General features: G+C 71.5%; 26 protein-coding genes and 4 tRNA genes. 15 read left to right on the top strand and 15 right to left on the bottom strand.

The window, feature by feature from the left end; all coding sequences use genetic code 11:
* Positions 1-13: 13 nt before the first annotated feature.
* The 9 genes from J4N02_RS12500 to J4N02_RS12460 form a co-directional block, all read right to left on the bottom strand.
* The gene (locus J4N02_RS12500) at positions 14-709 is read right to left on the bottom strand and encodes a sirohydrochlorin chelatase (protein ID WP_188332895.1); all 696 of its coding nucleotides are present in this window, start codon (positions 707-709) and stop codon (positions 14-16) included.
* Positions 706-1617 carry a sulfite exporter TauE/SafE family protein gene (locus J4N02_RS12495; protein ID WP_188332894.1) on the bottom strand — a complete coding sequence of 304 codons (912 nt, stop codon included), beginning with the start codon at positions 1615-1617 and terminating at the stop codon, positions 706-708. The genes J4N02_RS12500 and J4N02_RS12495 overlap by 4 nt, the downstream gene beginning before the upstream one ends.
* Complete coding sequence (locus J4N02_RS12490) at positions 1617-2960, bottom strand: sulfate adenylyltransferase subunit 1 (protein ID WP_188332893.1); 1344 nt, start codon at positions 2958-2960, stop codon at positions 1617-1619. The genes J4N02_RS12495 and J4N02_RS12490 overlap by 1 nt, the downstream gene beginning before the upstream one ends.
* Positions 2960-3931: a sulfate adenylyltransferase subunit CysD gene (gene cysD / locus J4N02_RS12485; RefSeq protein WP_188332892.1), complete on the bottom strand. Its 972-nt coding sequence runs from the start codon at positions 3929-3931 to the stop codon at positions 2960-2962. Before cysD ends, J4N02_RS12490 begins: the two co-directional genes overlap by 1 nt.
* Positions 3928-4704 carry a phosphoadenylyl-sulfate reductase gene (locus J4N02_RS12480; RefSeq protein ID WP_243760799.1) on the bottom strand — a complete coding sequence of 259 codons (777 nt, stop codon included), beginning with the start codon at positions 4702-4704 and terminating at the stop codon, positions 3928-3930. The genes cysD and J4N02_RS12480 overlap by 4 nt, the downstream gene beginning before the upstream one ends.
* A 50-nt stretch (positions 4705-4754) precedes the next feature.
* Positions 4755-6476: a nitrite/sulfite reductase gene (locus tag J4N02_RS12475; protein ID WP_188332890.1), complete on the bottom strand. Its 1722-nt coding sequence runs from the start codon at positions 6474-6476 to the stop codon at positions 4755-4757.
* Positions 6477-6746: 270 nt separating this feature from the next.
* Entirely contained in the window at positions 6747-7094 is a 348-nt protein-coding gene (locus J4N02_RS12470; RefSeq protein ID WP_309224409.1) for a 4Fe-4S binding protein, read from the bottom strand.
* Positions 7091-7642: an NADH-quinone oxidoreductase subunit C gene (locus J4N02_RS12465; protein WP_188332889.1), complete on the bottom strand. Its 552-nt coding sequence runs from the start codon at positions 7640-7642 to the stop codon at positions 7091-7093. Before J4N02_RS12465 ends, J4N02_RS12470 begins: the two co-directional genes overlap by 4 nt.
* A complete protein-coding gene (locus J4N02_RS12460; protein ID WP_208090963.1) occupies positions 7635-8033 on the bottom strand; it encodes an NADH-quinone oxidoreductase subunit B in 399 nt (132 codons plus the stop codon). Before J4N02_RS12460 ends, J4N02_RS12465 begins: the two co-directional genes overlap by 8 nt.
* Positions 8034-8106: 73 nt before the next feature.
* Between J4N02_RS12460 and mptB the strand changes: the two genes are divergently transcribed.
* Together mptB and J4N02_RS12450 are read left to right on the top strand one after the other, a co-directional pair.
* The gene (gene mptB, locus J4N02_RS12455; protein WP_188332888.1) at positions 8107-9669 is read left to right on the top strand and encodes a polyprenol phosphomannose-dependent alpha 1,6 mannosyltransferase MptB; all 1563 of its coding nucleotides are present in this window, start codon (positions 8107-8109) and stop codon (positions 9667-9669) included.
* 21 nt (positions 9670-9690) lie between these two features.
* Complete coding sequence (locus tag J4N02_RS12450) at positions 9691-10629, top strand: enoyl-CoA hydratase/isomerase family protein (protein WP_188332887.1); 939 nt, start codon at positions 9691-9693, stop codon at positions 10627-10629.
* Between the two features lies 1 nt (position 10630).
* Here J4N02_RS12450 and J4N02_RS12445 read toward each other — a convergent pair whose 3' ends face one another.
* Both J4N02_RS12445 and J4N02_RS12440 read right to left on the bottom strand, forming a co-directional pair.
* On the bottom strand, positions 10631-11461 hold the full coding sequence (locus J4N02_RS12445) for an exodeoxyribonuclease III (RefSeq protein ID WP_188332886.1): 831 nt from the start codon (positions 11459-11461) through the stop codon (positions 10631-10633).
* Positions 11458-11895 (bottom strand): hypothetical protein, encoded by a 438-nt coding sequence (locus J4N02_RS12440; RefSeq protein ID WP_208090962.1) that lies wholly within the window; start codon positions 11893-11895, stop codon positions 11458-11460. The genes J4N02_RS12445 and J4N02_RS12440 overlap by 4 nt, the downstream gene beginning before the upstream one ends.
* Positions 11896-11920: 25 nt before the next feature.
* Between J4N02_RS12440 and J4N02_RS12435 the strand changes: the two genes are divergently transcribed.
* Positions 11921-12508, top strand: a complete 588-nt coding sequence (locus J4N02_RS12435) for a DUF1349 domain-containing protein (RefSeq protein ID WP_223202222.1) — start codon at positions 11921-11923, stop codon at positions 12506-12508.
* A gap of 5 nt (positions 12509-12513) precedes the next feature.
* Here J4N02_RS12435 and J4N02_RS12430 read toward each other — a convergent pair whose 3' ends face one another.
* From J4N02_RS12430 to J4N02_RS12420, 3 genes are read right to left on the bottom strand one after another with little or no spacing between them, the layout of a single operon-like run.
* Positions 12514-13140 carry a DUF2461 domain-containing protein gene (locus J4N02_RS12430; RefSeq protein WP_182815534.1) on the bottom strand — a complete coding sequence of 209 codons (627 nt, stop codon included), beginning with the start codon at positions 13138-13140 and terminating at the stop codon, positions 12514-12516.
* Positions 13141-13150: 10 nt separating this feature from the next.
* Complete coding sequence (locus J4N02_RS12425) at positions 13151-13333, bottom strand: pyrimidine dimer DNA glycosylase/endonuclease V (protein ID WP_208090961.1); 183 nt, start codon at positions 13331-13333, stop codon at positions 13151-13153.
* A 4-nt stretch (positions 13334-13337) separates the two neighbouring features.
* Positions 13338-13829, bottom strand: a complete 492-nt coding sequence (locus tag J4N02_RS12420; protein WP_182815536.1) for a YajQ family cyclic di-GMP-binding protein — start codon at positions 13827-13829, stop codon at positions 13338-13340.
* Between the two features lie 69 nt (positions 13830-13898).
* Between J4N02_RS12420 and J4N02_RS12415 the strand changes: the two genes are divergently transcribed.
* From J4N02_RS12415 to rpmG, 4 genes are all read left to right on the top strand, one after another.
* A tRNA-Tyr gene (locus tag J4N02_RS12415) sits at positions 13899-13980 on the top strand.
* 108 nt (positions 13981-14088) lie between these two features.
* A tRNA-Thr gene (locus tag J4N02_RS12410) sits at positions 14089-14161 on the top strand.
* 27 nt (positions 14162-14188) lie between these two features.
* Positions 14189-14261, top strand: a tRNA-Met gene (locus J4N02_RS12405).
* Between the two features lie 37 nt (positions 14262-14298).
* On the top strand, positions 14299-14469 hold the full coding sequence (gene rpmG, locus J4N02_RS12400) for a 50S ribosomal protein L33 (protein WP_182815538.1): 171 nt from the start codon (positions 14299-14301) through the stop codon (positions 14467-14469).
* Between the two features lie 64 nt (positions 14470-14533).
* On the opposite strand, the gene J4N02_RS12395 is transcribed toward rpmG, so the two are convergent.
* A complete protein-coding gene (locus J4N02_RS12395) occupies positions 14534-15748 on the bottom strand; it encodes a glycosyltransferase (RefSeq protein ID WP_208090960.1) in 1215 nt (404 codons plus the stop codon).
* Between the two features lie 35 nt (positions 15749-15783).
* On the opposite strand from J4N02_RS12395, the gene J4N02_RS12390 reads away from it, so the two are divergent.
* From J4N02_RS12390 to rplA, 8 genes are all read left to right on the top strand, one after another.
* Positions 15784-16209, top strand: a complete 426-nt coding sequence (locus J4N02_RS12390) for a MaoC family dehydratase N-terminal domain-containing protein (protein ID WP_182815540.1) — start codon at positions 15784-15786, stop codon at positions 16207-16209.
* Entirely contained in the window at positions 16206-16622 is a 417-nt protein-coding gene (locus tag J4N02_RS12385) for a MaoC/PaaZ C-terminal domain-containing protein (protein ID WP_182815542.1), read from the top strand. The genes J4N02_RS12390 and J4N02_RS12385 overlap by 4 nt, the downstream gene beginning before the upstream one ends.
* The gene (locus J4N02_RS12380; RefSeq protein ID WP_188332885.1) at positions 16615-17703 is read left to right on the top strand and encodes a UDP-N-acetylmuramate dehydrogenase; all 1089 of its coding nucleotides are present in this window, start codon (positions 16615-16617) and stop codon (positions 17701-17703) included. The genes J4N02_RS12385 and J4N02_RS12380 overlap by 8 nt, the downstream gene beginning before the upstream one ends.
* A 120-nt stretch (positions 17704-17823) precedes the next feature.
* Positions 17824-17896: transfer RNA gene (locus tag J4N02_RS12375), tRNA-Trp, on the top strand.
* Positions 17897-17949: 53 nt separating this feature from the next.
* A complete protein-coding gene (gene secE, locus J4N02_RS12370; protein ID WP_182815546.1) occupies positions 17950-18483 on the top strand; it encodes a preprotein translocase subunit SecE in 534 nt (177 codons plus the stop codon).
* 20 nt (positions 18484-18503) lie between these two features.
* A complete protein-coding gene (gene nusG, locus J4N02_RS12365; RefSeq protein ID WP_188332884.1) occupies positions 18504-19307 on the top strand; it encodes a transcription termination/antitermination protein NusG in 804 nt (267 codons plus the stop codon).
* A 94-nt stretch (positions 19308-19401) separates the two neighbouring features.
* Complete coding sequence (rplK, locus tag J4N02_RS12360) at positions 19402-19833, top strand: 50S ribosomal protein L11 (RefSeq protein WP_182815550.1); 432 nt, start codon at positions 19402-19404, stop codon at positions 19831-19833.
* 85 nt (positions 19834-19918) lie between these two features.
* Positions 19919-20632, top strand: coding sequence for a 50S ribosomal protein L1 (rplA, locus tag J4N02_RS12355; protein WP_182815552.1), 714 nt, complete (start codon positions 19919-19921; stop codon positions 20630-20632).
* The last annotated feature ends 492 nt before the right edge of the window (positions 20633-21124 follow it).

The following is a 21124-nucleotide window of genomic DNA, read 5'->3' as shown; positions in this document are numbered from 1 at the left end:
CTACTTTCTGGACTCAAGACTCAAGGGGCAACAGTAGTCGCACGTCGGAGGAATCGGAGGTGAGGTATCGCCCAGCGATGCCTGCGGCCACGTCGGCGTGGTCGCCCAGGGGCTCCGCCACCCGGACGCCGAGGCCCGCGACCCGCTCGCACCACAGCCCGGGCGCCAGCGTGTACGGCAGCACCAGGACATCGGTTCCCTGAGCTTGTCGAAGGGCCACCGCATCCGCCACCGACGGCTCGGACAGGTAGATGTTGCCCACCGTCACCGGTACGCCAAGGGCGGCGGCCAACCGGGCCGCCACGGCGTCCACCTCGGCCAGGGCGGCGGGGCTCTTCGACCCGGCCGCGGCCAGCACCACCGCGTCGCCGGGCCCGCCGGCCTCGGCGACCCGGTCGAGCAGGGCGCGGTGCAGGGACCCGCCCAGGTGCGGGGTGACCCGCACGGGCCAGGGCACGGACGCCGCGGCCTGCGGCACGTCGTGGGTGACGTGGTAGCCGGAGGCGAGGAAGCAGGGCACGACCGTGCACTCTCCCACCCGGGCCAGGGTCTCGGGCAACAGCTCGGGCTCGATGTCGACCCATGCGGTGTGCACGGCCACGCCCGGCAGGAGGCCGGCGACGCGGGCCGTGATGCGCTCGATGAGGGCCTTGCCCGCCGGGTTGCGGCTGCCGTGCCAGGCCAGCACGAGGGTGTCGGTGGGACTCATATCGACCACTCCGTCTCTGCTGCCTCGCGGATGGCCAGCGCCTGCCGGCGTGCGCGTTCGTGGCGCCAGGCGGTCCAGGCGGTGAGGCCGAGCCAGGCCGCGGCGAACAGGGTGAACCCGACGGTGACCTGCTCGCCCGTCAGTGCTGTGGCGTCGAACAGTGTCTTCAGGTTCGTCATGATGATCAGCCCGCCCACGGCCACGCCCATGATGCGCGCGGGGATCCGCGAGACCAGCCAGGCGGCGATGGGCGCGGCGAACAGGCCGCCGGCCAACAAGGCCGCGACGATGCCCCAGTCGATGCCGAGCAGCCCCAGGTTCAGGACGAACCCGAGCGAGGCGGCCAGCGACACCAGGAACTCGGAGGTGTCGACCGACCCGATCACGGTGCGCGGGGCCGTCCGGCCGGCGCTGAGCAGCGACGTCGTCGAGACGGGCCCCCAGCCACCGCCGCCGGTGGCGTCCACGAACCCGCCGGCCAGGCCGAGGGGCACGAGGAACCGCGCGGTGTGCGGCGAGCGGCGTGCCTGGGCCACCTCGGGCGGCCGGAACGCGTAGCGCAGCAGGATGTACATGCCCAACCCGCCCAGGATCGCGGCCATGAGGGGCTTGGCCAGCGCGGTCGAGACGTGCGACAGGAAGGTCGCACCGGCGAACGCGCCCAGCGCGCCGGGCACGCCCAGCCGCAGTACGAGCCGCCAGTCGACGTTGCCCAGCCGCCAGTGCGACACCCCCGAGGCGACGTTGGTGCCAAGCTCGGCCAGGTGCACCGACGCCGAGGCCAGGGCGGGGGACAGCCCGACGATGAGCAGCAGCGACGTGGACGTGACGCCGTAGCCCATGCCCAGGGCGCCGTCGACGAGCTGGGCGCCGAATCCGACGACGGCCAGCAGTAGGAGTTTCTTCATCAGATGGACCAGTTCACGGTGGCCGCCTGCTCGGCGGCCTCGTCGAAGTCCCCGAAGGCGCGCACCATGCCGGCCGCCAGGGTGCCGCCGGTCTGGGGGTCGACGAGCAGGAACGAGCCGGTCCGCCGCGACACGGTGTAGTCGTCGGGGGCGACGGGCGAGGCCAGGCGCAGTGTGACCCGGCCGATGTCGTTCAACTCCAGTGTGTCGGTCGGGACGGGCGCGAGCGCGTCCAGGTCGAGCCGGCCGGTGATGTCCTGCACGACGCCCTGGACGGTCCGCGTCCCGTGCTTGACCAGCACGCGTGCGCCGACGCGCAGGGGCTTCTCGGCCAGCCAGGCGACCAGGCCGCTGAGGTCCTGCGTGGGCTCGGGGGCATCGGACGCCGCGGCGATCAGGTCCCCGCGCGTGGTGTCGATCGGGTCGGCCAGCCGCAGGGTCACCGACTGGGGCGCGAACGCCTCGGTCAGGGGCCCGTCCGCTGTGTCGATGGCCGTGACCGTCGTGCGTCGGCCGGCCGGGAGGACGACCACGGGGTCGCCCACCCGGACGACGCCGGTCGCGACCTGTCCGGCGTACCCGCGGTACTCCCGGAACTCGGGCGCGGCGTCCTGGGGTCGGATCGACAACTGCACCGGGAGCCGGAAGGGCAGGTCGGCGAACTCCGCACCCGCGGGTGCGTGCTCCAGGAACTCCAGCAGGGCGGGCCCCTCGTACCACGGGGTCCGGGCCGAGCGCTCGACGATGTTGTCGCCCTCCAGGGCCGAGACCGGGATGGTGTGCACGGCGTCCACGCCCAGCTCGGAGGCCACGGCGCGGACCTCGGAGGAGACCCGGTTGAAGGTCGCTTGGTCGAAGTCGACCAGGTCCATCTTGTTCACCGCGACGACGATCGTGGGCACCCGCAGGAGCTGGCCCACCGCGAGGTGGCGGCGGGTCTGCTCCTGGACGCCCTTGCGCGCGTCGACGAGCAGCACCAGCACGTCGGCGGTCGAGCTGCCGGTGACGGTGTTGCGCGTGTACTGCACGTGACCGGGGCAGTCGGCGAGGATGAACGTCCGGTTCGCGGTGGCGAAGTAGCGGTAGGCGACGTCGATCGTGATGCCCTGCTCCCGCTCGGCGCGCAGGCCGTCGGTGAGCAGCGCGAGGTCGACGTGGCCCAGGCCCTTGGCCCGGGAGACCCGCTCCACGGCGTCCAGTTGGTCGGTCAGCACCGACTTGGAGTCGTACAGCAGGCGCCCCACGAGCGTGGACTTGCCGTCGTCGACGGATCCGGCGGTGGCCAGGCGAAGCAGCGTGGTGCCTGAGCTTGTCACGGTGGTGGCTGAGCTTGTCGAAGCCATCAGAAGTACCCTTCCTTCTTGCGATCCTCCATGGCGGCCTCGGTGAGGCGGTCGTCGGCGCGGGTGGCCCCGCGCTCGGTGATGCGGGTGGCGGCCACCTCGGTGATGACGTCGGCGATGGTGGCGGCGTCGGATTCGACGGCGCCCGTGCAACTCATGTCGCCGACCGTGCGGTAGCGGACGCGCCGCGTCTGCGCCCGTTCGCCAGCCCGCGGCTCGACGACCGGACCGGTGGCCAACCACATGCCGTCGCGCAGGAAGACCTCGCGGTCGTGGGCGTAGTAGAGGTCGGGCAGCTCGATGCGCTCGGCCTCGATGTAGCGCCAGACGTCGAGCTCGGTCCAGTTGCTCAGCGGGAACACGCGCACGTGCTCGCCGGGCCGGTGCCGCGGGTTGTACAGCGTCCACAGCTCGGGGCGCTGGTTGCGGGGGTCCCACTGGCCGAACTCGTCGCGCAGGCTGACCACGCGCTCCTTGGCGCGGGCCTTCTCCTCGTCACGGCGTCCGCCACCGAAGACGGCGTCGAAGCGGTGCTCGGCGATGGCGTCCAGCAAGGGCTGGGTCTGCAACGGGTTGCGGGTACCGTCGGCACGCTCCAGCAGGCGGCCGTCGTCGATGTAGTCCTGCACCGAGGCGACGACCAGGGTCAGGCCGTACTGCTCGACGACGCGGTCGCGGTAGGCGATCACCTCGGGGAAGTTGTGCCCGGTGTCGACGTGCATGACCGGGAACGGCACGCGTCCGGGCCAGAACGCCTTCAGCGCCAGGTGCAGCATGACAACGGAGTCCTTGCCGCCGGAGAACAGCAGCACGGGGCGCTCCAGCTCGCTGACGGCCTCGCGGATGATGTGGATGCCCTCGGCCTCCAGCTCGCGCAGGTGGCTGAGCTGGCGGACGGGGGCCAAGCCTGTCGAGACCTCGGTGGTCGGTTCGTCGGTGGTCGTGCCGGTCGAGACCTGGGTGGTGCTCACTTGGGGTCCTCCTCGGGGTGGGTGGTGGTGACGTGCAATCCGCACTCGGTCTTGGCCAGGCCGGCCCAGCGGCCGGCGCGGGGGTCCTCGCCGGGGGCGACGGGACGGGTGCAGGGGGCGCACCCGATCGACGGGTACCCCTCGGCCAGCAGCAGGTTCACCGGGACGCCGTGTGCCGCGGCGTGGTCGAGCACCTCGTCGTGGGTCCAGGCGGCGATCGGGTTGATCTTGACCATCTGGTGGGCGGTGTCCCACTCCACGAGCGGGGTGTCGGCGCGCAGCGGGGAGTCCTCGCGGCGCAGGCCGGTGACCCACGCCTCGTAGCTGGCCAGTTCGCGGTTGATCGGCTCGACCTTGCGCAGGCCGCAGCATTGCCGGGCGTCCCGGTCGTGCAGCTGGGCGCCGAACGTGGCGTCCTGCTCGGCGACCGTCTGCACGGGCCACACGTCGACGATGGTGACGTCGCTGGTGGCCTCCAGGGCGTCGCGGGTGCCGATCGTCTCGGGGAAGTGGTACCCGGTCTGCAGGAACAGCACGTCGACCCCCGGGCGGTGCCGGGCCGCCAGGTGCGGCACGACCGTGTCGGCGGCCATCGAGCAGGCCACGGCCAGGGCGTCGGAGAACGTCTCGGACGCCCACGCCAGCACCTCGTCGGCGCTCGCGTCGGCGAACCGCACGGACGCCTCGCGGGCCAGGGCCTCCAGCTCGGCGGGCGAGCGCCGGCGTCCGGGACCGTGCGGTGCCGGGACCACCCCGAGCGCCGAGGGCTCCACTTTTTCCTGCCGAGGGCTTGGGTTTCGGACGCCGAGGGCTTGGGTTTGGCTCATCGCAGTGCCTCCTCGTCGGCGCGGTGGGCCCACGTGGCGAACGACTCGCCCGGCGTGCGCTCGGCGGCGAACCGGCGGGTGACGCGTTCGACGTAGTCCGGCATCTCCTCGGCGGTGATCTTCAGCCCGCGCAGTGTGCGGCCCAGGCCGGCCTCCTCGCGGTCGGCCGAAGCCAGCCCGCCGCCCAGGTGCACCTGGAACGCGAACTCGTCGGCCCCGTCCGGGCTCTTGGCGATCTGGCCCTTGAGGCCGATGTCGGCGGTCTGGATGCGCGCGCAACTGTTGGGGCAGCCGTTCACGTTGAGCGTGATCGGCACGTCGAGCCCGAGGTCGGCCAGCCGGTTGTCGAGCACCTCCACGGCCGCGGTCGCGGTGTCCTTGGTGTCGACGAAGGCGAGCTTGCAGAACTCGATGCCGGTGCAGGCCATCGTGTTGCGCCGGAACGCCCCCGGGTTGGCGGTCAGTCCGATCTCCTCGGCGGTGGCGAGCAGGGCGTCCAACCGCGCGGGGTCGACGTCGAGCACGACGACCTTCTGGTGCGGGGTGAAGGCGATGCGGCCCGACCCCGCCGCCTCGGCGGCGTCGGCCAGCTTCAGCAGCGTCGACCCCGACGAGCGGCCCACGACGGGCGCGAGGCCGACGTAGCGGCGTCCGTCTTTCTGCTCGTGGACGCCCACGTGGTCGGCGTCCCCACCCGAGGCCACGGCGGCCGGGCCGTCGGGCAGGGCATAGCCGAGGTACTCGGTCTCGAGCACCTGACGGAACTTGGCCGGCCCCCACTCGGCGAGCAGGAACTTCAGGCGAGCCTTGTTGCGTAACCGGCGGTAGCCGTAGTCGCGGAAGATCCGCACCACGCCGTGCCACGCGTCGGCGGCCCGGTCGGGGGCGACCCAGACGCCCAGCCGCTCGGCCAGGCGGGGGGCCGTCGACAGCCCACCGCCGACCCACAGGTCGTAGCCGGGCCCGAACTCGGGGTGCACGACGCCGACCAGGGAGACGTCGTTGATCTCGTGCACCACGTCGAGGCTGGGGTGCCCGGTGATCGCGGACTTGAACTTGCGCGGCAGGTTGGTCAGCTCGGGGTCGCCGATGAACCGGTCGACGATCTCGGTGATGGCGGGGGTGGGGTCGATGATCTCGTCGGCGGCGATGCCGGCCACCGGCGAGCCGAGGATCACGCGCGGGGTGTCGCCGCACGCGGTCGTGGTCTGCAGCCCGACCGATTCGAGCCGGCGCCAGATCTCGGGGACGTCCTCGATCCGGATCCAGTGGTACTGGATGTTCTGCCGGTCGGAGATGTCGGCGGTGTCGCGGGCGAAGTCGACGCTGATCTGGGCGACGACGCGCAGTTGGTCCAGCGTCAAGGCGCCGCCGTCGATGCGCACGCGCAGCATGAAGTACTCATCGGACAGCTCGTCGGCCGACAGGTTGCCGGTGCGGCCGCCGTCGATGTCCTGGCGACGTTGGGTGTAGAGGCCCCACCAGCGCATGCGGCCGTGCAGGTCGTCGTGCGGGATGGAGGCGAAGCCCTCGCGGGCGTAGATCGTCTCGATGCGCTCACGGACGTTCAGGCCGTTGTCGGCGGCCTTGAACTCCTCGTTGTGGTTGAGGGGGTCGTGGCCGTCGACGAGCCACTGGCCGTTGCTGCGGCCCTCGCGGGGTGGGCGTACCTTCGCGCCCGGCAGGGCGGCGGAGTGCACGGAGGTGTCGGTGCTCATGGTGGTGTCCTCGGGTTGCGGCCCCGCTGACCGGACGCACGCCCAAGGGTGGCTTGGGCATGGCGAAAAATGGGGAGTCCGGGCAACGCGGCCCGGCGGTCAGATGGAGAGGTGCGGGCGCGTCAGCAGCCGCGACAACACTGCGAGGAACGGACGCGCGCGAAGTCCACGTGGGGGCGGCCCACGAGCTTCGGCATCCGATTCAGCATGGTTGAACGCTAACGGACTGCGCGGCCGGTCACGAACTGGCGGTCCAGCATGTGGGCACCTTTACGCGAGCTCTTCGACCAGGTCGCCTGCGGACGCCGCGGGCTTCGGCAAGTCGTCGCTCCACTCGAGGGCGTCGAAGGGGCACTCCTCGATGCAGATGCCGCAGTACAGGCACAACGACCAGTCGATCGAGAACGCGTCCAGGATGTTGTGGGTGCGCTGTCGCGGCCCGGGCGGGCTGCCCGGGATCGGTTCGGCGTGGCTGCTCAGCGCGATGCACCAGGCGGGGCACTCGCGCACGCAGATCATGCACGAGGTGCACTTGTCGTAGATGAGCTTGATCGACCGGTGGGCCGGACCCGATCCCTGAGCCTGTCGGTCGGGTCCCTGAGCCTGTCGAAGGGTCACCGCCGCCTCCTGACCCGGCCGCCCTGCACGGACGCCGCGACCTCCTCGGGGGACGCGGGCCCGCCCTCGCGCTCGCCCCACACATCGGGGTCCGGGACGCCCGGGGGCACCATCCGCCGCCGCCCGGCCGCGACCGTCTCGCCGGGCTCCTTCGCGCCCGGCCAGGGCCGGACCACGCGGGCGGCCAGGACGGCGTCCCGGCGCAGCGGGTGCCCGACGGCCCCCTCGCGCAGCAGCAGCGGGCGGTTGTCGCCGCCGTCGAAGTCGAGGCCGAAGAAGTCGCGCACCTCGCGCTCGTGCCACGTCGCGCCGGCGACGAGGTCACCCAGGCTGGGCAGCGAGCCCCCGTCCCGTGGGGCCAGGGCCTCGACCCGGACGCCCTCGCTGTCGGCGTCCGGGGCCATGCGGACCACCACGCGAATGGCGTCCTCACGCCCGATCTCGTCGACCGCGCCCAGCCAGTCGAACCAGGTGTGGCCCTCGGCCAGGGCGGCCTCGACCGCCGGACGCCAACCCGCGGCGTCCACGCGCCGCACCTCGTCAGCCATCGGTCCGGCCCGCCGTGGAGTAGTGGGCTTCGATCAGGGCCGACAGCGCCTCGGGGGAGGGTGGGCAGCCGGGAAGGTAGTGGTCGACGGCGACGAGCTGGTCGACGCCCTTGGTGACGACGGGGGAGTCCCAGTACGGCCCCCCCGCGCTCGCGCACGCGCCGAACGACACCACGGACGCGCCGGGGTGGGCGGCCACGATGCGGGCGACGGCCGGGGCGACGGCGTCCGTCACGGTGCCGGCGACGGCGAGCAACACGCGCGCGCCGTCGGGCGGGGAGGCGACCTCGGGGCGTCCGGCAGTGGCGGCGTCGGTCTCGACGACGCAACAGGCCAGGCCGATCGCGCCCACGACGAGCAAACCGTCGCCGAACCAGTCGTAGTACCGCACCGCCCCAGCCTGCCACAGGCCGTCCCACTAGGCTGGGACCGGTCCGATGGAGACATGCGGGAGGAGGCGAGCGGTGTTCCGCGCTGTGGGGGCACGGCTGGCCGTGCTCGGTGCCGACATGGGTGCCGCGTTCCGGCTGCGCCCGGTCCGGATCGGGCTCGTCGGCACCATCCTGCTCGCGCTCGGCTCGCTGTCGCCGGCCTACCTGCCGCAGGCCTCCCCGTACTGGCCGACGATGCGTGCGCTGGGCCTGGACACCTGGCTGGCCCGCGCGCTGGCCACCGTCATGGTCATCGGTGCGGTGGGGCTGCTGATCTTCGCGTGGTACCGGCTACGCCCGGCGGTGTACCGCGACGTGAAGCACTGGGCGGTGCTGGCGTGGTGGTCGATCCCGCTGCTGGTCGCCCCGCCGATCTTCAGCCACGACGCCTACTCCTACGCCGCGCAGGGCTGGCTGATCCACAACGGGCTGAACCCCTACGAGGTGTCGCCGTCGGTGCTGCCCGGGCCGTTCGCCGACCAGGTCGCCTGGCTGTGGCGCTACACCCCCGCGCCGTACGGCCCCCTGGGGCTGCAGATCTCGCACTGGCTGGTCGACCTCGCCGGGCTCAACCCCTACTACTCGGCGGTGCTGCAGCGGCTGCCCGCGCTGGTGGGGGTGGGCCTGATCGTGCACCTGCTGCCGCGCATCGCCCGCCAGATGGGCCTCGACCCGCGCCGCACCGCGTGGTTCGCCACCATCAACCCGCTCATGGTCATCGACCTCGTCGGCGGTGCCCACAACGATGCGCTGATGCTGGGACTGGTCGTGCTGGCGATCTGGTGCGCCTACCGCGGCTGGTTCTGGGTGGCGATCCTGGCCGTGGGAGTGGCCATGGCGGTGAAGCAGCCCGCCCTGCTGGCGGCCGTCCCCGTGGCGGTGATCGGGTCGGGCTGGGCGTCCTGGCGGTTGCGGGACGTGCTGCGCTTCCTGCCCCGAGCCCTGCTGGTGCTGGCCGGCGTGGTCGGGGTGTTCGCGGGCATCTCGGCGCTGACCGGCCTCGGGTTCGGGTGGCTGAACGCCATGGGCGTGCCGAGCATGATCGTGACCCTGGCACCCCTGTCGCTGCTGGGTTGGGCGCTGCAGCAGGGTTTGGTCGCGCTGGGCATGACGGGTGCCGCGGCCGCGATCCCGCCGTTCGTGCAGACCCTGTCGTACGTGATCGCGTTCGGTCTGATCGCTTGGCTCGGCGTCCGGTTCGCGCGGACCCGGCCGATCACGTTCCTGGCTTGGGCCTACCTGGCCTTCGCCGTGTTCGGACCCGCGTTGCACACGTGGTACCTGCTGTGGGGTGCGGTGTTCCTCCCCCTGGCGCACACCAGCTCGCGCACCCTGCGCCGCGCCGCCGCGGTCACCTCGGTCATGCTCGTCTACGGCGCCGGCAACCTGGCCTGGCGCAACGACGCGGTCGCCCTCGCGCTGGCGGCCGTCGCCGCCGCCCTGGTCTGGCTGGTCCTCCGTGCCCGGGCCCGCCGCACCGTCCTGCCGGTCGAGCCCAGCATCCCCAGCGAGGTGCCCGTCGGTTCGGCGCACGAGGCGCAGATCGCGCCGCGCCACCGCGGAGCCGGGCCCGCGGCGTCCGACCCCGTAGCCTGAACCCGATCGAAGGAGACCACCATGACCACCGACGAGCTCATCGTCGAGGCCCGTGAGGGCGTCGGCCACCTCGTGCTCAACCGCCCCCGGGCGATCAACGCGCTGACCCCCGCGATGCTGCGGGGCATCCACGAGGCGCTGGACGACTGGAGCGACGAGGGCTCGATCGTCCGGGTCGAGATCTCGGGTGCCGGCGAGCGCGGCCTGTGCTCGGGCGCCGACGTGCGCGCGCTGCGCGAGCACGTGCTCACTGGCGGCGACCACATGGAGTTCTTCGAGGTCGAGTACGCGATGAACGCCGCGATCAAGGCGTTCAACAAGCCGTACATCGCGCACATGCGCGGAATCACGATGGGCGGCGGCCTCGGCGTCTCGGCGCACGGCTCGCGCCGCATCGCCTACCCCGACTCGGCCTTCGCGATGCCCGAGACGATCATCGGCTTCATCCCCGACGTCGGCATCCTCTACTACCTGGCCCAGGCGCCCGGCGAGCTGGGCACGCACGTCGCCCTCACCGGCAACCCGATCAACGCCACGGACGCCGTGCTCGTCGGGTTGGCCGACGAGATCGACGAGACCGACGGCGAGGCCCCGGCATCGCAGCTGGCGGCCTGGCAGGGCTGGATCGACGAGTGCTACGCCACCGACGACCCCGCCGAGGTGCTCGCCCGCCTCGAGGCGCACGCGGACCCCGACGCGAACGCCGCCGCCGCGGACCTGCGCAAGCGCAGCCCGCTGTCGGTCGCGGTGACGCTGGAGGCGATCCGCCGGGCGGAGGGCATGGCCTCGGTCGAGGAGGTGCTGGCCCAGGACCTCACCGTGGCGCGCCACCTGATCCCGCGCCCAGACTTCCTCGAGGGCGTCCGCGCCCAGCTGGTCGACAAGGACCGCAACCCGGTCTGGCAGCACGCCCGGGTCGAGGACGTCACCCGCGACGAGGTGCTCGCCTGCTTCGCGTGACTCAGAGCGCGTAGTCGACGACGACCGGCGCGTGGTCGCTGATCCGCGCGTCGGCGGACGCCTCGCGATCGGTCCCGGCGGCCACGGCCGTGCGGGCGAGCCCGGGGGAGGCCAGGTGGTAGTCGATCCGCCAGCCCGAGTCGCGGTCGAACGCGCCCGGCATCCAGGACCACCACGAGTATGGCCCGTCGGCCTCGGGGTGCTGCGACCGCACCACGTCGACCAAGGTGCGCGGGCCGAGGAGTGAGCCGAACCACGCCCGCTCCTCGGGCAGGAAGCCCTCCTTCTGGTTGGCGCCACGCCAGTTCTTGAGGTCCTGCCGGCCGTGCGCGACGTTGAAGTCGCCCATCACCAGGAACTCGCGCCCCTCGCGGGCGGCCGTGCGCCGCGCGGTCACGAGGTAGGCGCGCAGCGACGCCAGGAACCGCATCTTGCGCCGGTACTTGGGCAGGTCGGCCTCGGGGCCGACCACGGGGGCCCCCTTGGTGACGTACACCGACCCCACGGTCAGCGGACGCCGCGGCAGGTCCAGGTCCACCTCGATGTAGCGCCCCTCGGGGTCGAAGGTCCGGTTGCCGAACCCCTGCCGCACGGCGGTGGGGGCGACCCGTGAGACGACGGCGACCCCGTTGCGTCCGGGCAGGTTTCCGGGGTGGTAGGCGACGTGCATGTCGCCGAAGACGCCCTCGGGCACGTGGTTCGCGGGCGCGCGCATCTCTTGGAGGGCGATGACGTCGGGGCGGCGGTCGTGCAGCCAGTCGCCGAAGCCGCGCCGCTGGGCCGCCCGGATGCCGTTGACGTTGAACGACGCGACGCGGAGCGCGTCGGTCACGGGAGCGGGACGGCCGCCGAGGCGGCGCCCAGAGCCCCCAGCACGAGCGCGGGCACGGTGTGCGCACCGGTGGCGCCCCGCGCGCGGCGCTTCTCGCCGAACCGGAAGATCGCCTTCTCCCCGGCGATCGAGAACGCGGTGGTCAGCCCGACGATGGCGGCCCCGACGGCCGCCGACTTCGCCGGCTCGGTGCGCACGGCCTCGAAGACCTCGTCGAAGGCGTCAGGGCCCTGCGGCCCGGTCGGCGCCGCCTTCTGCGGCCGGGCGAGCACCCAGCCGACGCCGCCGGCGGTGAGCAGGCCGGTCTTCAGCACGGTCCGCGCGGCACGGGACCGGATCAGGTCGGGCAGGGCGTACCACGCGACGGTGGTCAGGCCCATGACGGCGGCCTGGGCCACGTTCGCGCGGGCGGGGGTCAACTCGGTCGGCGTCATGCCCCCAGCCTGCCATGCTGGCGCCATGGACATGACTCCGGTGGACTGGGCCGTGGGGGAGTGGACGCACGCGCCGGCGTCCGTGGTCGTCGAGGGCGGTGCCCTGGTGGTCGGGGCTGTCGAGGGCAGCGACGCGTGGCGGGTCACGTCCTACGGGTTCACGCACGACTCCGAGCACGGGCTGCTGGCGCCCCTCCCGCAGGACGCCGCGGTCGAGGTCACCTTCGTGGTCGACTACGCCGAACAGTTCGACCAGGCCGGCGTGCTGCTGCGCGCGGCCGAGGACCGCTGGATCAAGGCCGGGGTCGAGGTGGCCGACGGCGTCCCGCAGGTGGGTGCGGTGGTGACGAACCCGGTCAGCGACTGGTCGGTCGGGCCGGTGCCCGCGTGGGTCGGGAGGAGCGTCACCGTGCGGGCCTCCCGCTCGGGGGACGCCGTGACCATCCGGGCCGGGATCGCGGGCGAGCCGCTGCGGCTGGTGCGGGTGGCGCCGTTCCCCGCCGACGCGGCCGTCGAGGCGGGGCCGTACTGCTGTGCCCCCACCCGCGCCGGGCTGGTGGTTCGCTTCACGCGGTGGGCGACGGGGCCCGCCGACGCGGCGCTCCACGGCTGAGCGGGTCAGACGGCGAGCGCGCCCTCCAGCCACTCCACGACCGGACGCCCCGCGCGCCAGTCCGCGCGCACCCGGTCGAGGATCTCGGGGGTGTGGATGATCGGGGCGAACCCGTGGTCGCGCATCAGCGTCAGCGACCGGTGACGCAGCAGGTCGATGCGCGGGTGGTCGCGGTCATGACCGCGCGGCGCGGTCTTGAGGGTGTCCCCGGTGAGGACCAGGCCCGAACCCACGGCGTCCGCGACGAGCCGGGCGAGGACGTCGCCGGCCGGCCCGGCCACCGCCGAGCGGTAGGCGGCGAGCCGGTCGGGATCGGCGCGGTAGAAACCGACGCCCGCGCGCACCCCAGACGAGGAGACCTCGACGTAGTAGCCCAGGGCCTCGCCCACCCGCACGAACGCGCCCTGGTGGGTCTTGTAGGGCGACTTGTCGGCGCGGAACCGCACGTCCCGGTTCGGCCGGAACACCTTGGCCGGGCCGAACTCGGCCTCCAGCTCCTCGGCGAGCGCGACGATCGGGCCGCGTACCGCCTCGTCGTAGACGTGGCGGTACGCCGTGAAGTACTCGCGGGTGTTCTCCAGCTCGAGCCGGTCGTAGAAGTGCAGGGCGGCCTCGGGGAACCCGGTGAACATGCGCCCGAGCCTAGCCGTGGCGCTCCCAGGGCTCGACCGGCCCGGGCATGACGCGGAACCGCTCGAGCTGGGGGTGGTGCCGGTAGCCGCGCGTTCGTCCGGCCAGGACCGCCTGCGCCAGCAGGGCCTCGCGCCAGCACGCCACCAGCCCCTGACGGTCCAGGTGGGCCGGGTCCAGCGACCAGAGCCGCACGCGGTCAGCGGTAGTTGGTGAACTGCACCGCGAAGTCGTAGTCGGCGTCGCGGATCAGCTTCTGCACCGCCTGCAGGTCGTCGCGCTTCTTGCTCGAGACGCGCAGTTCGTCGCCCTGGATCTGGGTCTTGACGCCCTTGGGGCCCTCGTCGCGGATCAGCTTGGCGATCTTCTTGGCGTTGTCCTGGCTGATGCCGGCCTGCATGGACGCCGTGATCTTCCAGACCTTGCCCGACAGCCGGGGCTCACCGGCGTCCAGCTGCTTCAGGGAGATGCCGCGCTTGATCAGCTTGCTCTGGAACACGTCCAGGACCGCCTTCACACGCTCCTCGCCGTTGGACTCCATCTCGATGTGGTCGCCCGACTTGCGGATCGAGGAGTCGGTGCCCTTGAAGTCGAAGCGCTGCCCGACCTCCTTGGCCGCCATGTTGATCGCGTTCTCGACCTCCTGGGCGTCGAACTTGCTGACCACGTCGAACGAGCTGTCGGATGCCATGGTTACCTCTCGATTTGGAAGGACGGGCGGAGGGCTTGCTAGAGTATCTCCCCGCTGAGCAATCAGCATGGCAGGTTGCCCGAGCGGCCAAAGGGAGCGGTCTGTAAAACCGTCGGCAATGCCTTCGAAGGTTCGAATCCTTCACCTGCCACAGGGCCCGGCTGATGCCGGGCCTTGGTGCTTCCGGACGCCCCGGCGTCCGAGCGGCACCGATTTGGGGAACGGCCCGCACCTGTTGTAGGTTGTTCTCCGCTGTCTGGCCCCTATAGCTCAGTAGGCAGAGCGTCTCCATGGTAAGGAGAAGGTCTGCGGTTCGATTCCGCATGGGGGCTCTGGTCGCCGGTCCGCCGACGGCTGTCGGCGGGGTAGCTCAGGTGGTAGAGCAAGCGGCTCATAATCGCTGTGTCACGGGTTCGAGTCCCGTCTCCGCTACCGATCGTTCGTAGTTTCGAGTTCAAGGAGGGCTGTCATGGCCAAGAAGTCCGGCGACATCCGCCCGAAGATCACGCTCGCCTGCACCGAGTGCAAGGAGCGCAACTACATCACCAAGAAGAACAAGCGCAACGACCCCGACCGCCTCGAGCTGAAGAAGTTCTGCTTCAAGTGCAAGAAGCACACCGCGCACCGCGAGACCCGCTGACCTGATTCTTCGAGAACGGGCCGTCCCTGCTGGGGCGGCCCGTTCTCCGTGTGCTTCAGGGAGTTCAGGCCCGGTGCGCGGCCGCGATCCGCTCGTAGGCCGCCCCCAGCCGGACGCCGATGTCGCCCCACGCGAACCGGCGCGCGTGCACGCGGGCGATGACGCCCATGCGGGCGCGCAGCGGTTCGTTGGCGAGGAGCTCCGACAGGCAGCGCCCCCACCGGGCGGGGTCGCGGTCCTGCATCAGGTAGCCGGTCTCCTCGTGGACGACCACCTCCCGCAGCCCGCCGGTCGACGAGGCCAGCACCGGCACCCCGGACGCCGCGCCCTCGAGCGCGACCAGCCCGAAGGTCTCCGAGTGCGAGGGGACCAGCAGCGCCTGGCTGTGCCGCATCAGCGCGGCGAGGTCGGACCGCGACTGGGCGCCGACGAAGTGCACGTGGTTGCGCATGCCGAGCTCGTCGATCAGGGCCTCCACCTCGGCGCGGTAGTCGGCGAAGTCGTGGCTGACGTCGCCGGCCACCACCAGGTCGGGGCGCACGGACGCCGGCAGTTCGGCCATCGCCCGGATCGCCAGGTCGCCGCCCTTCAGCGGCTGCAGCCGGGCGGCCATCAGCACGTAGCCGGCCCGCGAGCCGCACCACGGGCACGCCGGACTCCGCTCGCCCGGCCCCGCCGGCCGGAACACGTCCAGGTCGACCCCGGGCGGGATGACGACCACGCGCGCCGGGTCGGCGCCGCAGCGCTCCACGACCGTGCGGGCCTCGGCGGTGGAGACCGCGATGATGGCGTCCGACTCGCGCGCGATGAGCGCCTCGCCGGCCACGCGTGCGCCCGACTCGGGCGGCTCGCCCTCCGACAGCGGCGAACCCGGATGGGCCGCGACCGAGTGGAAGCTCTGCACGTGCGCGACGTCCCACGCCCGCGCCACGGGGATCGCGGCGACCCCCGACATCCAGTGGTGCGACTGCACCAGGTCGTAGGGCCCGAGTGCCGCCAGCCCGGCCGAGAACGCGCCGATGTGGGCGTCGATGGCGCTCTTGGCGAGGTCGCCCTCCGGCCCCGCCGTGACGTGCAGCAGCCGGACGCCCCCGCCCAGGTCCGTCACGTCCGGCTGGTCGGGCGCCGAGCGCCGCGTCACGATGTCGACGGTGTGGCCCAGGGCGGCCAGGGCCTGCGCCTGGTGCAGCTCGACGACGTTCATCCCGCCCGCGTCGCCGGCGCCCGGCGAGGAGGCGGGGGAGGTGTGCATCGACACGAACAGCAACCGCAGGCTCACGGCGACAACCTAGTCGCACGCGATAGCCTGCGACCATGATCAGCGACGCACACGTGGGGCGCACGTACCCGCCCACGGAGCCGTACCTGGTGAGCCGCGAGAAGATCGCCGAGTTCGCCGACGCGTTGGGGGACGACAACCCGGCCTACCGCGGCGAGTCCCCGGTGGCCCCGCCGACCTTCGCCGCCGTGCTGGCAGCGAAGGCGTGGGGCAACCTGTTCGGTGACGCCGAGCTGGACATGAAGCTCTCCCAGACGATCCACGCCGACCAGCGCTTCGAGTGGGCCCGGCAGCTGCGCGCCGGCGACGCCGTGACCGCCACCCTGTCGATCGACAAGGTGCGCGCCCGCGGCAACACCGCGTTCGTCACGGTCTCCGTCGCCCTGGACGTTGCGGGTGAGACCCTGTGCCACGCCATCTCGACGCTGCTCCACACCTGGCCGCAGGAGGCGACGGCATGACGGACTTCCACGCCCCCGAGGTCGGCACCCAGCTGCCCCCGCTGACCCTGGTCTTCACCCGCGCCGACCTCGTCCGCTACGCCGGCGCGTCGGGCGACTTCAACCCGATCCACTGGTCCGACCGGTCCGCGGCCCGCCTCAACCTCGAGTCGGTCATCGCCCACGGCATGCTCACCATGGGCCGCGCCCTCCGCGTCGTCACCGACTGGGTGGGCGACCCCGAGCGTGTCGTGGCCTACGGCGTCCGGTTCACCAAGCCCGTGCCCGTTCCCGACGACGACACCGGCGTCGAGGTCCAGGTCACCGGCACCGTGAAGGCTATCGCCGACGGCATCGCCACCATCGCGATCGACGCCCTGCTCGGCGAGACCAAGGTGCTGGGGTCGGCCACCGCCGAGGTGCGCCTTGACTGAGCTGCTCGCCGACCACACCACCCTGCGCGTCGGCGGCCCCGCCCGTCGCTGGGTGGAGGCCACCACCACTGACGAGCTCGTCGCCGCGGTCTCCGAGGCGGACGCCGCGGGTGAGCCCGTCCTCGTCCTCTCCGGCGGGTCCAACGTCGTCGTCGCCGACGCCGGCTTCGACGGGGTCGTCGTGCACGTGGCCACGAAGGGGATCTCCGACGACGGCGGCTCCTTCTGCGAGATCGACGCCGACGCAACCGGTGGCATCGAGGACGCCGCGTCCTGCGGCGGCATGCTCGTCGAGGTCCAGGCCGGGGAGAACTGGGACTACTTCGTCGCCTGGACCGTCGCCCGCGGCTACATCGGCGTCGAGGCGCTCTCGGGCATCCCGGGCGCCGTGGGGTCGACCCCCATCCAGAACGTCGGTGCGTACGGCCAGGAGGTCGCCCAGACCATCTGGAGCGTCCGCACCTGGGACCGCAGCACCCGGCAGTACCGCACCTTCGCGAACGCCGACTGCGACTTCTCCTACCGGCACAGCCGATTCAAGGCCGAACCGGGCCGCTATGTGGTGGTGTCGGTGACCTTCCAGTTCCTGCAGGGCAGCCTGGGCGCGCCGATCCGGTACGCCGAGCTTGCCCGGCGCCTCGGCGTCGAGCAGGGGGAGCGTGCCCCGATGACCGACGTGCGCGCCACGGTGCTCGAGCTGCGCCGGGGCAAGGGCATGGTGCTGGACGCCGCCGACCACGACACGTGGAGCGCCGGTTCCTTCTTCACCAACCCGGTCGTCACCGAGGCGGACGCCGCCCTCCTCCCCGAGGACGCCCCGCGGTTCCCCGCGGGCGAGGGCCTGGTCAAGTCCAGCGCCGCCTGGCTGATCGAGCGGGCGGGCTTCGGCAAGGGGTACGGGACGCCCCCGGCGACCCTGTCGACCAAGCACACGCTCGCCCTGACCAACCGCGGGGGCGCCACGGCGTCCGACATCGTGGGGCTGGCGCGCGAGGTGCGCGACGGCGTCCGGGACCGCTTCGGGGTCACGCTCGTGCCCGAGCCGGTGTTCGTCGGGGTCGCCCTCGATCCGGCCCCGTGAGCCGGTTGACGGGCCGGTTCGACGCGTGGGGCGAAAACCCGTACACTTTCCGTCTTGGTGGAACTGACCACTGCTCGGGCATGCCTCCCTGGGGTGCGCAGTAGGGTGGGAACCACTGAAAGGGCAATAGCTCAATTGGCAGAGCAGCGGTCTCCAAAACCGCAGGTTGGGGGTTCGAGTCCCTCTTGCCCTGCTGGGCCCATCGGGGCCCGGAAGGCGAACGATCAGCAGATGTGAGGTTGTGCAGTGGCACCCAACGATGACTCCCGCGAGTCCGTGGCGAACCCTGACGACCCCCAGAACCTCCCCGGCGAGCTGTTGGGTGAGGACCTGGTCGAGCCGGAGCCCTACGAGGTTGCGGCGGACGAGACCGAGGCCGAGGAACTGGAGGCCGCCGACGAGGCGCCCGTCCCCGCCGATGACGACACCGTCGAGGTGGACGACCCCGCCCAGCTCGCCGCCGCCGAGAGCGTCGCCCAGAAGGCGCGCAGCTCGCGTCCGGTGCGCAAGTCGGCAGCCGTCGCCACCACCGCAGCGAAGGGGGCGCCGACCCCGGCCCGCCGCCGCAGCGCCCAGGCCGTCGCCGACAAGCCGGCCGGCCCGGTGCAGTTCGTGGGCGAGTCGGTCGAGGAACTGAAGAAGGTCGTCTGGCCGACGTGGAGCCAGGTCCAGCAGTACTTCTGGGCCGTCCTGGTGTTCGTGCTGATCGTCATCACGTACGTTGGGTTGCTCGACCTCGGCTTCGGCTGGGTGATGCTGAAGCTGTTCGGCGAGGGTTAGACGGAAGGTACGAGAGACGCATGGCTGAGAACGACAAGGATGTGACCGCGGACGAGGTCGAGATCGACCTCGGTCCGATCGAGGACATCACTCCCGAGGACGTGGAGCTGAACCTCGACTTCGGCGACGACACCGACGCCGACGACGACATCGTGCTCAACCTCGGCGAGGACGAGGACGAGGAGCCCGCGGCCGACGAGGCCGGCGGCTCCGACGACGAGGCCGTGGTCGCCGAGCTGCGCGAGCGGCTGTCCGGCGAGTTCGGTGACTGGTACGTCATCCACACCTACTCCGGCATGGAGAACCGGGTGAAGCATAACCTCGACGCCCGCATCCAGACGCTGGGCATGGAGGACTTCATCTTCGAGTCCGTGGTGCCGACCGAGGAGGTCGTCGAGACCCGCAACGGCACCCGCAAGACCGTCACCCGCACCGTGCTGCCCGGCTACGTCCTGGTGCGCATGGAGCTGACGGACGCCTCGTGGTCCGCGGTCCGGCAGACGCCGTCCGTGACGGGCTTCGTCGCGCACGCCAGCCAGCCGGTGCCGCTGTCGATCGACGAGGTCGTCAAGATGCTCGCCCCGGCGGCGATCGCGAAGGCCAACGCCGCGGCGTCCGGCCCGACCACGCCGAAGAAGAAGAAGGTCGAGGTCGCCGACTTCAAGGTGGGCGACTCCGTCATGGTGGTCCAGGGCCCCTTCTCGGGCGTCCACGCGACCATCACCGAGATCAATGCGAACCACCAGCGCCTCAAGGCACTGGTCGAGATCCTGGGGCGGGAGACCCCCGTGGACCTCACCTTCGCCCAGGTCCAGAAGGACTGACGCGAGGGCGTTCGTATCGCCCGGGTCACCCCGGGCAGCAACACCAACTCAGGCGCGGCGTCCCGGCCGTGCCACGAAGCAATAAGGACCCAACATGCCTCCCAAGAAGAAGGTGGCGGCGCTCGTCAAGGTTGCCTTGAACGCGGGCGCGGCTACCCCTGCCCCGCCGGTCGGTACCGCCCTCGGTCCGCACGGCGTCAACATCATGGAGTTCTGCAAGGCGTACAACGCTGCGACGGAGTCCATGCGCGGCAACGTCATCCCCGTCGAGATCACGATCTACGAGGACCGCACGTTCAGCTTCATCACGAAGACGCCGCCGGCCGCCGAGCTGATCAAGAAGGCCGCCGGCCTCAAGTCGGGTTCGGCCAAGCCGAACAAGGACAAGGTCGGCAAGATCACGAAGGACCAGGTCCGCGAGATCGCCAACACCAAGCTCCCCGACCTCAACGCCAACGACGTGGACGCCGCGATGAAGATCGTCGAGGGCACCGCTCGTTCCATGGGCGTGACCGTCGAGGGCTGACCCCTCCCCACCGTGGCAGGGCCTGCGCGGCCCGCACCACAACCTGGTAGCAGCCCCACGAGGGCTGACGTGAAAGGAACCAGACATGAAGCGCAGCAAGGCTTACCGCGCGACGGCCGAGACGATCGACGCCGCGCAGCTCTACACCCCGGAGGAGGCGCTCGCCCTGGCCAAGGCCGGTGCGTCCGCCAAGTTCGACGAGACGATCGAGGTCGCGATGCGCCTCGGCGTCGACCCCCGCAAGGCGGACCAGATGGTCCGTGGCACGGTGAACCTCCCCAACGGTACGGGCAAGACGGCACGGGTCCTCGTCTTCGCCACCGGTGAGAGGGCAGCCGCCGCCGAGGAGGCGGGGGCCGACGAGATCGGCGCCGACGAGCTGATCGAGAAGGTGGCCGGCGGCTACCTCGACTTCGACGCCGTCGTCGCCACCCCCGACCTGATGGGCAAGGTCGGCAAGCTGGGCCGCGTGCTCGGCCCGCGCGGCCTCATGCCGAACCCGAAGACCGGCACGGTGACCATGGACGTCGCCAAGGCGGTCACGGACATCAAGGGCGGCAAGATCGAGTTCCGCGTCGACCGTCACGCCAACCTCCACTTCATCGTGGGCAAGGCGTCGTTCTCCGCCGAGCAGCTCAAGGAGAACTACTTCGCGGCCCTGGACGAGGTCATGCGCCTCAAGCCGTCCGCCGCGAAGGGTCGTTACCTCAAGAAGGTCACCATCGCCTCGACCATGGGCCCCGGCGTGGCCGTGGACCCGCAGCGCACCAAGCCCAGCGCTGACGAGGCCGCCAACTGACCGGCGAGCCGAACGCTCTGAGGGGCCCCGTCCACCAGGACGGGGCCCCTCGCTCGTGAAGCTGGCGCCCTTGTCCGGACGCCGTTGCCGCGGTTGCCGTCAGGGCGACAGCTCGATTTGACCTTGCCCTCCGGGGCGCGTAATGTACACCAAGCCTTGGGGGGACGGAACGGCTCAGCCGGACCGCCTCTGCAGGACCAGCGAAACTCATCGATGACAGCCTTCTCGCGGAAGCGAGTCGGTCGAGCGACGGGTCTCACGGGGAGCAAGAACAGCCGATTTGACTCGGGAACACGAACTCCCTAAAGTTGGACGAGTGCCCTACGGGCCCCAGGAGCCGCAAGGATCCGGGTCTCGGAGTGTGTGTCGGAAGTTTGAGAACTCAACAGCGTGCTTAGGTCAATGCCAGTGACCTTCAACTGTTTTTGGATGGTTGTTGGTTGTTGTTTTGCACACTTGAACCTTTTGGTTTCTTGTGTGTCCTCGTTGCCG

Origin of the sequence: Propioniciclava sp. MC1595, assembly GCF_017569205.1 — a bacterium.
Lineage (GTDB): Bacteria > Actinomycetota > Actinomycetes > Propionibacteriales > Propionibacteriaceae > Propioniciclava.
Note: the sequence above shows the minus strand (reverse complement) of the source record. Positions and strands in the feature narration are given on the sequence as shown.

What these genes read in the sequence shown, in the direction of transcription:
- J4N02_RS12500 (WP_188332895.1), bottom strand. Translation starts at nt 709, where the DNA reads ATGAGTCCCACCGACACCCTCGTGCTGGCCTGGCACGGCAGCCGCAAC.
- J4N02_RS12495 (WP_188332894.1), bottom strand. Translation starts at nt 1,617, where the DNA reads ATGAAGAAACTCCTACTGCTGGCCGTCGTCGGATTCGGCGCCCAGCTC.
- J4N02_RS12490 (WP_188332893.1), bottom strand. Translation starts at nt 2,960, where the DNA reads ATGGCTTCGACAAGCTCAGCCACCACCGTGACAAGCTCAGGCACCACG.
- J4N02_RS12475 (WP_188332890.1), bottom strand. Translation starts at nt 6,476, where the DNA reads ATGAGCACCGACACCTCCGTGCACTCCGCCGCCCTGCCGGGCGCGAAG.
- J4N02_RS12465 (WP_188332889.1), bottom strand. Translation starts at nt 7,642, where the DNA reads ATGGCTGACGAGGTGCGGCGCGTGGACGCCGCGGGTTGGCGTCCGGCG.
- J4N02_RS12450 (WP_188332887.1), top strand. Translation starts at nt 9,691, where the DNA reads ATGACCACCGACGAGCTCATCGTCGAGGCCCGTGAGGGCGTCGGCCAC.
- J4N02_RS12440 (WP_208090962.1), bottom strand. Translation starts at nt 11,895, where the DNA reads ATGACGCCGACCGAGTTGACCCCCGCCCGCGCGAACGTGGCCCAGGCC.
- J4N02_RS12435 (WP_223202222.1), top strand. Translation starts at nt 11,921, where the DNA reads ATGGACATGACTCCGGTGGACTGGGCCGTGGGGGAGTGGACGCACGCG.
- J4N02_RS12430 (WP_182815534.1), bottom strand. Translation starts at nt 13,140, where the DNA reads ATGTTCACCGGGTTCCCCGAGGCCGCCCTGCACTTCTACGACCGGCTC.
- J4N02_RS12420 (WP_182815536.1), bottom strand. Translation starts at nt 13,829, where the DNA reads ATGGCATCCGACAGCTCGTTCGACGTGGTCAGCAAGTTCGACGCCCAG.
- rpmG (WP_182815538.1), top strand. Translation starts at nt 14,299, where the DNA reads ATGGCCAAGAAGTCCGGCGACATCCGCCCGAAGATCACGCTCGCCTGC.
- J4N02_RS12390 (WP_182815540.1), top strand. Translation starts at nt 15,784, where the DNA reads ATGATCAGCGACGCACACGTGGGGCGCACGTACCCGCCCACGGAGCCG.
- J4N02_RS12385 (WP_182815542.1), top strand. Translation starts at nt 16,206, where the DNA reads ATGACGGACTTCCACGCCCCCGAGGTCGGCACCCAGCTGCCCCCGCTG.
- nusG (WP_188332884.1), top strand. Translation starts at nt 18,504, where the DNA reads ATGGCTGAGAACGACAAGGATGTGACCGCGGACGAGGTCGAGATCGAC.
- rplK (WP_182815550.1), top strand. Translation starts at nt 19,402, where the DNA reads ATGCCTCCCAAGAAGAAGGTGGCGGCGCTCGTCAAGGTTGCCTTGAAC.
- rplA (WP_182815552.1), top strand. Translation starts at nt 19,919, where the DNA reads ATGAAGCGCAGCAAGGCTTACCGCGCGACGGCCGAGACGATCGACGCC.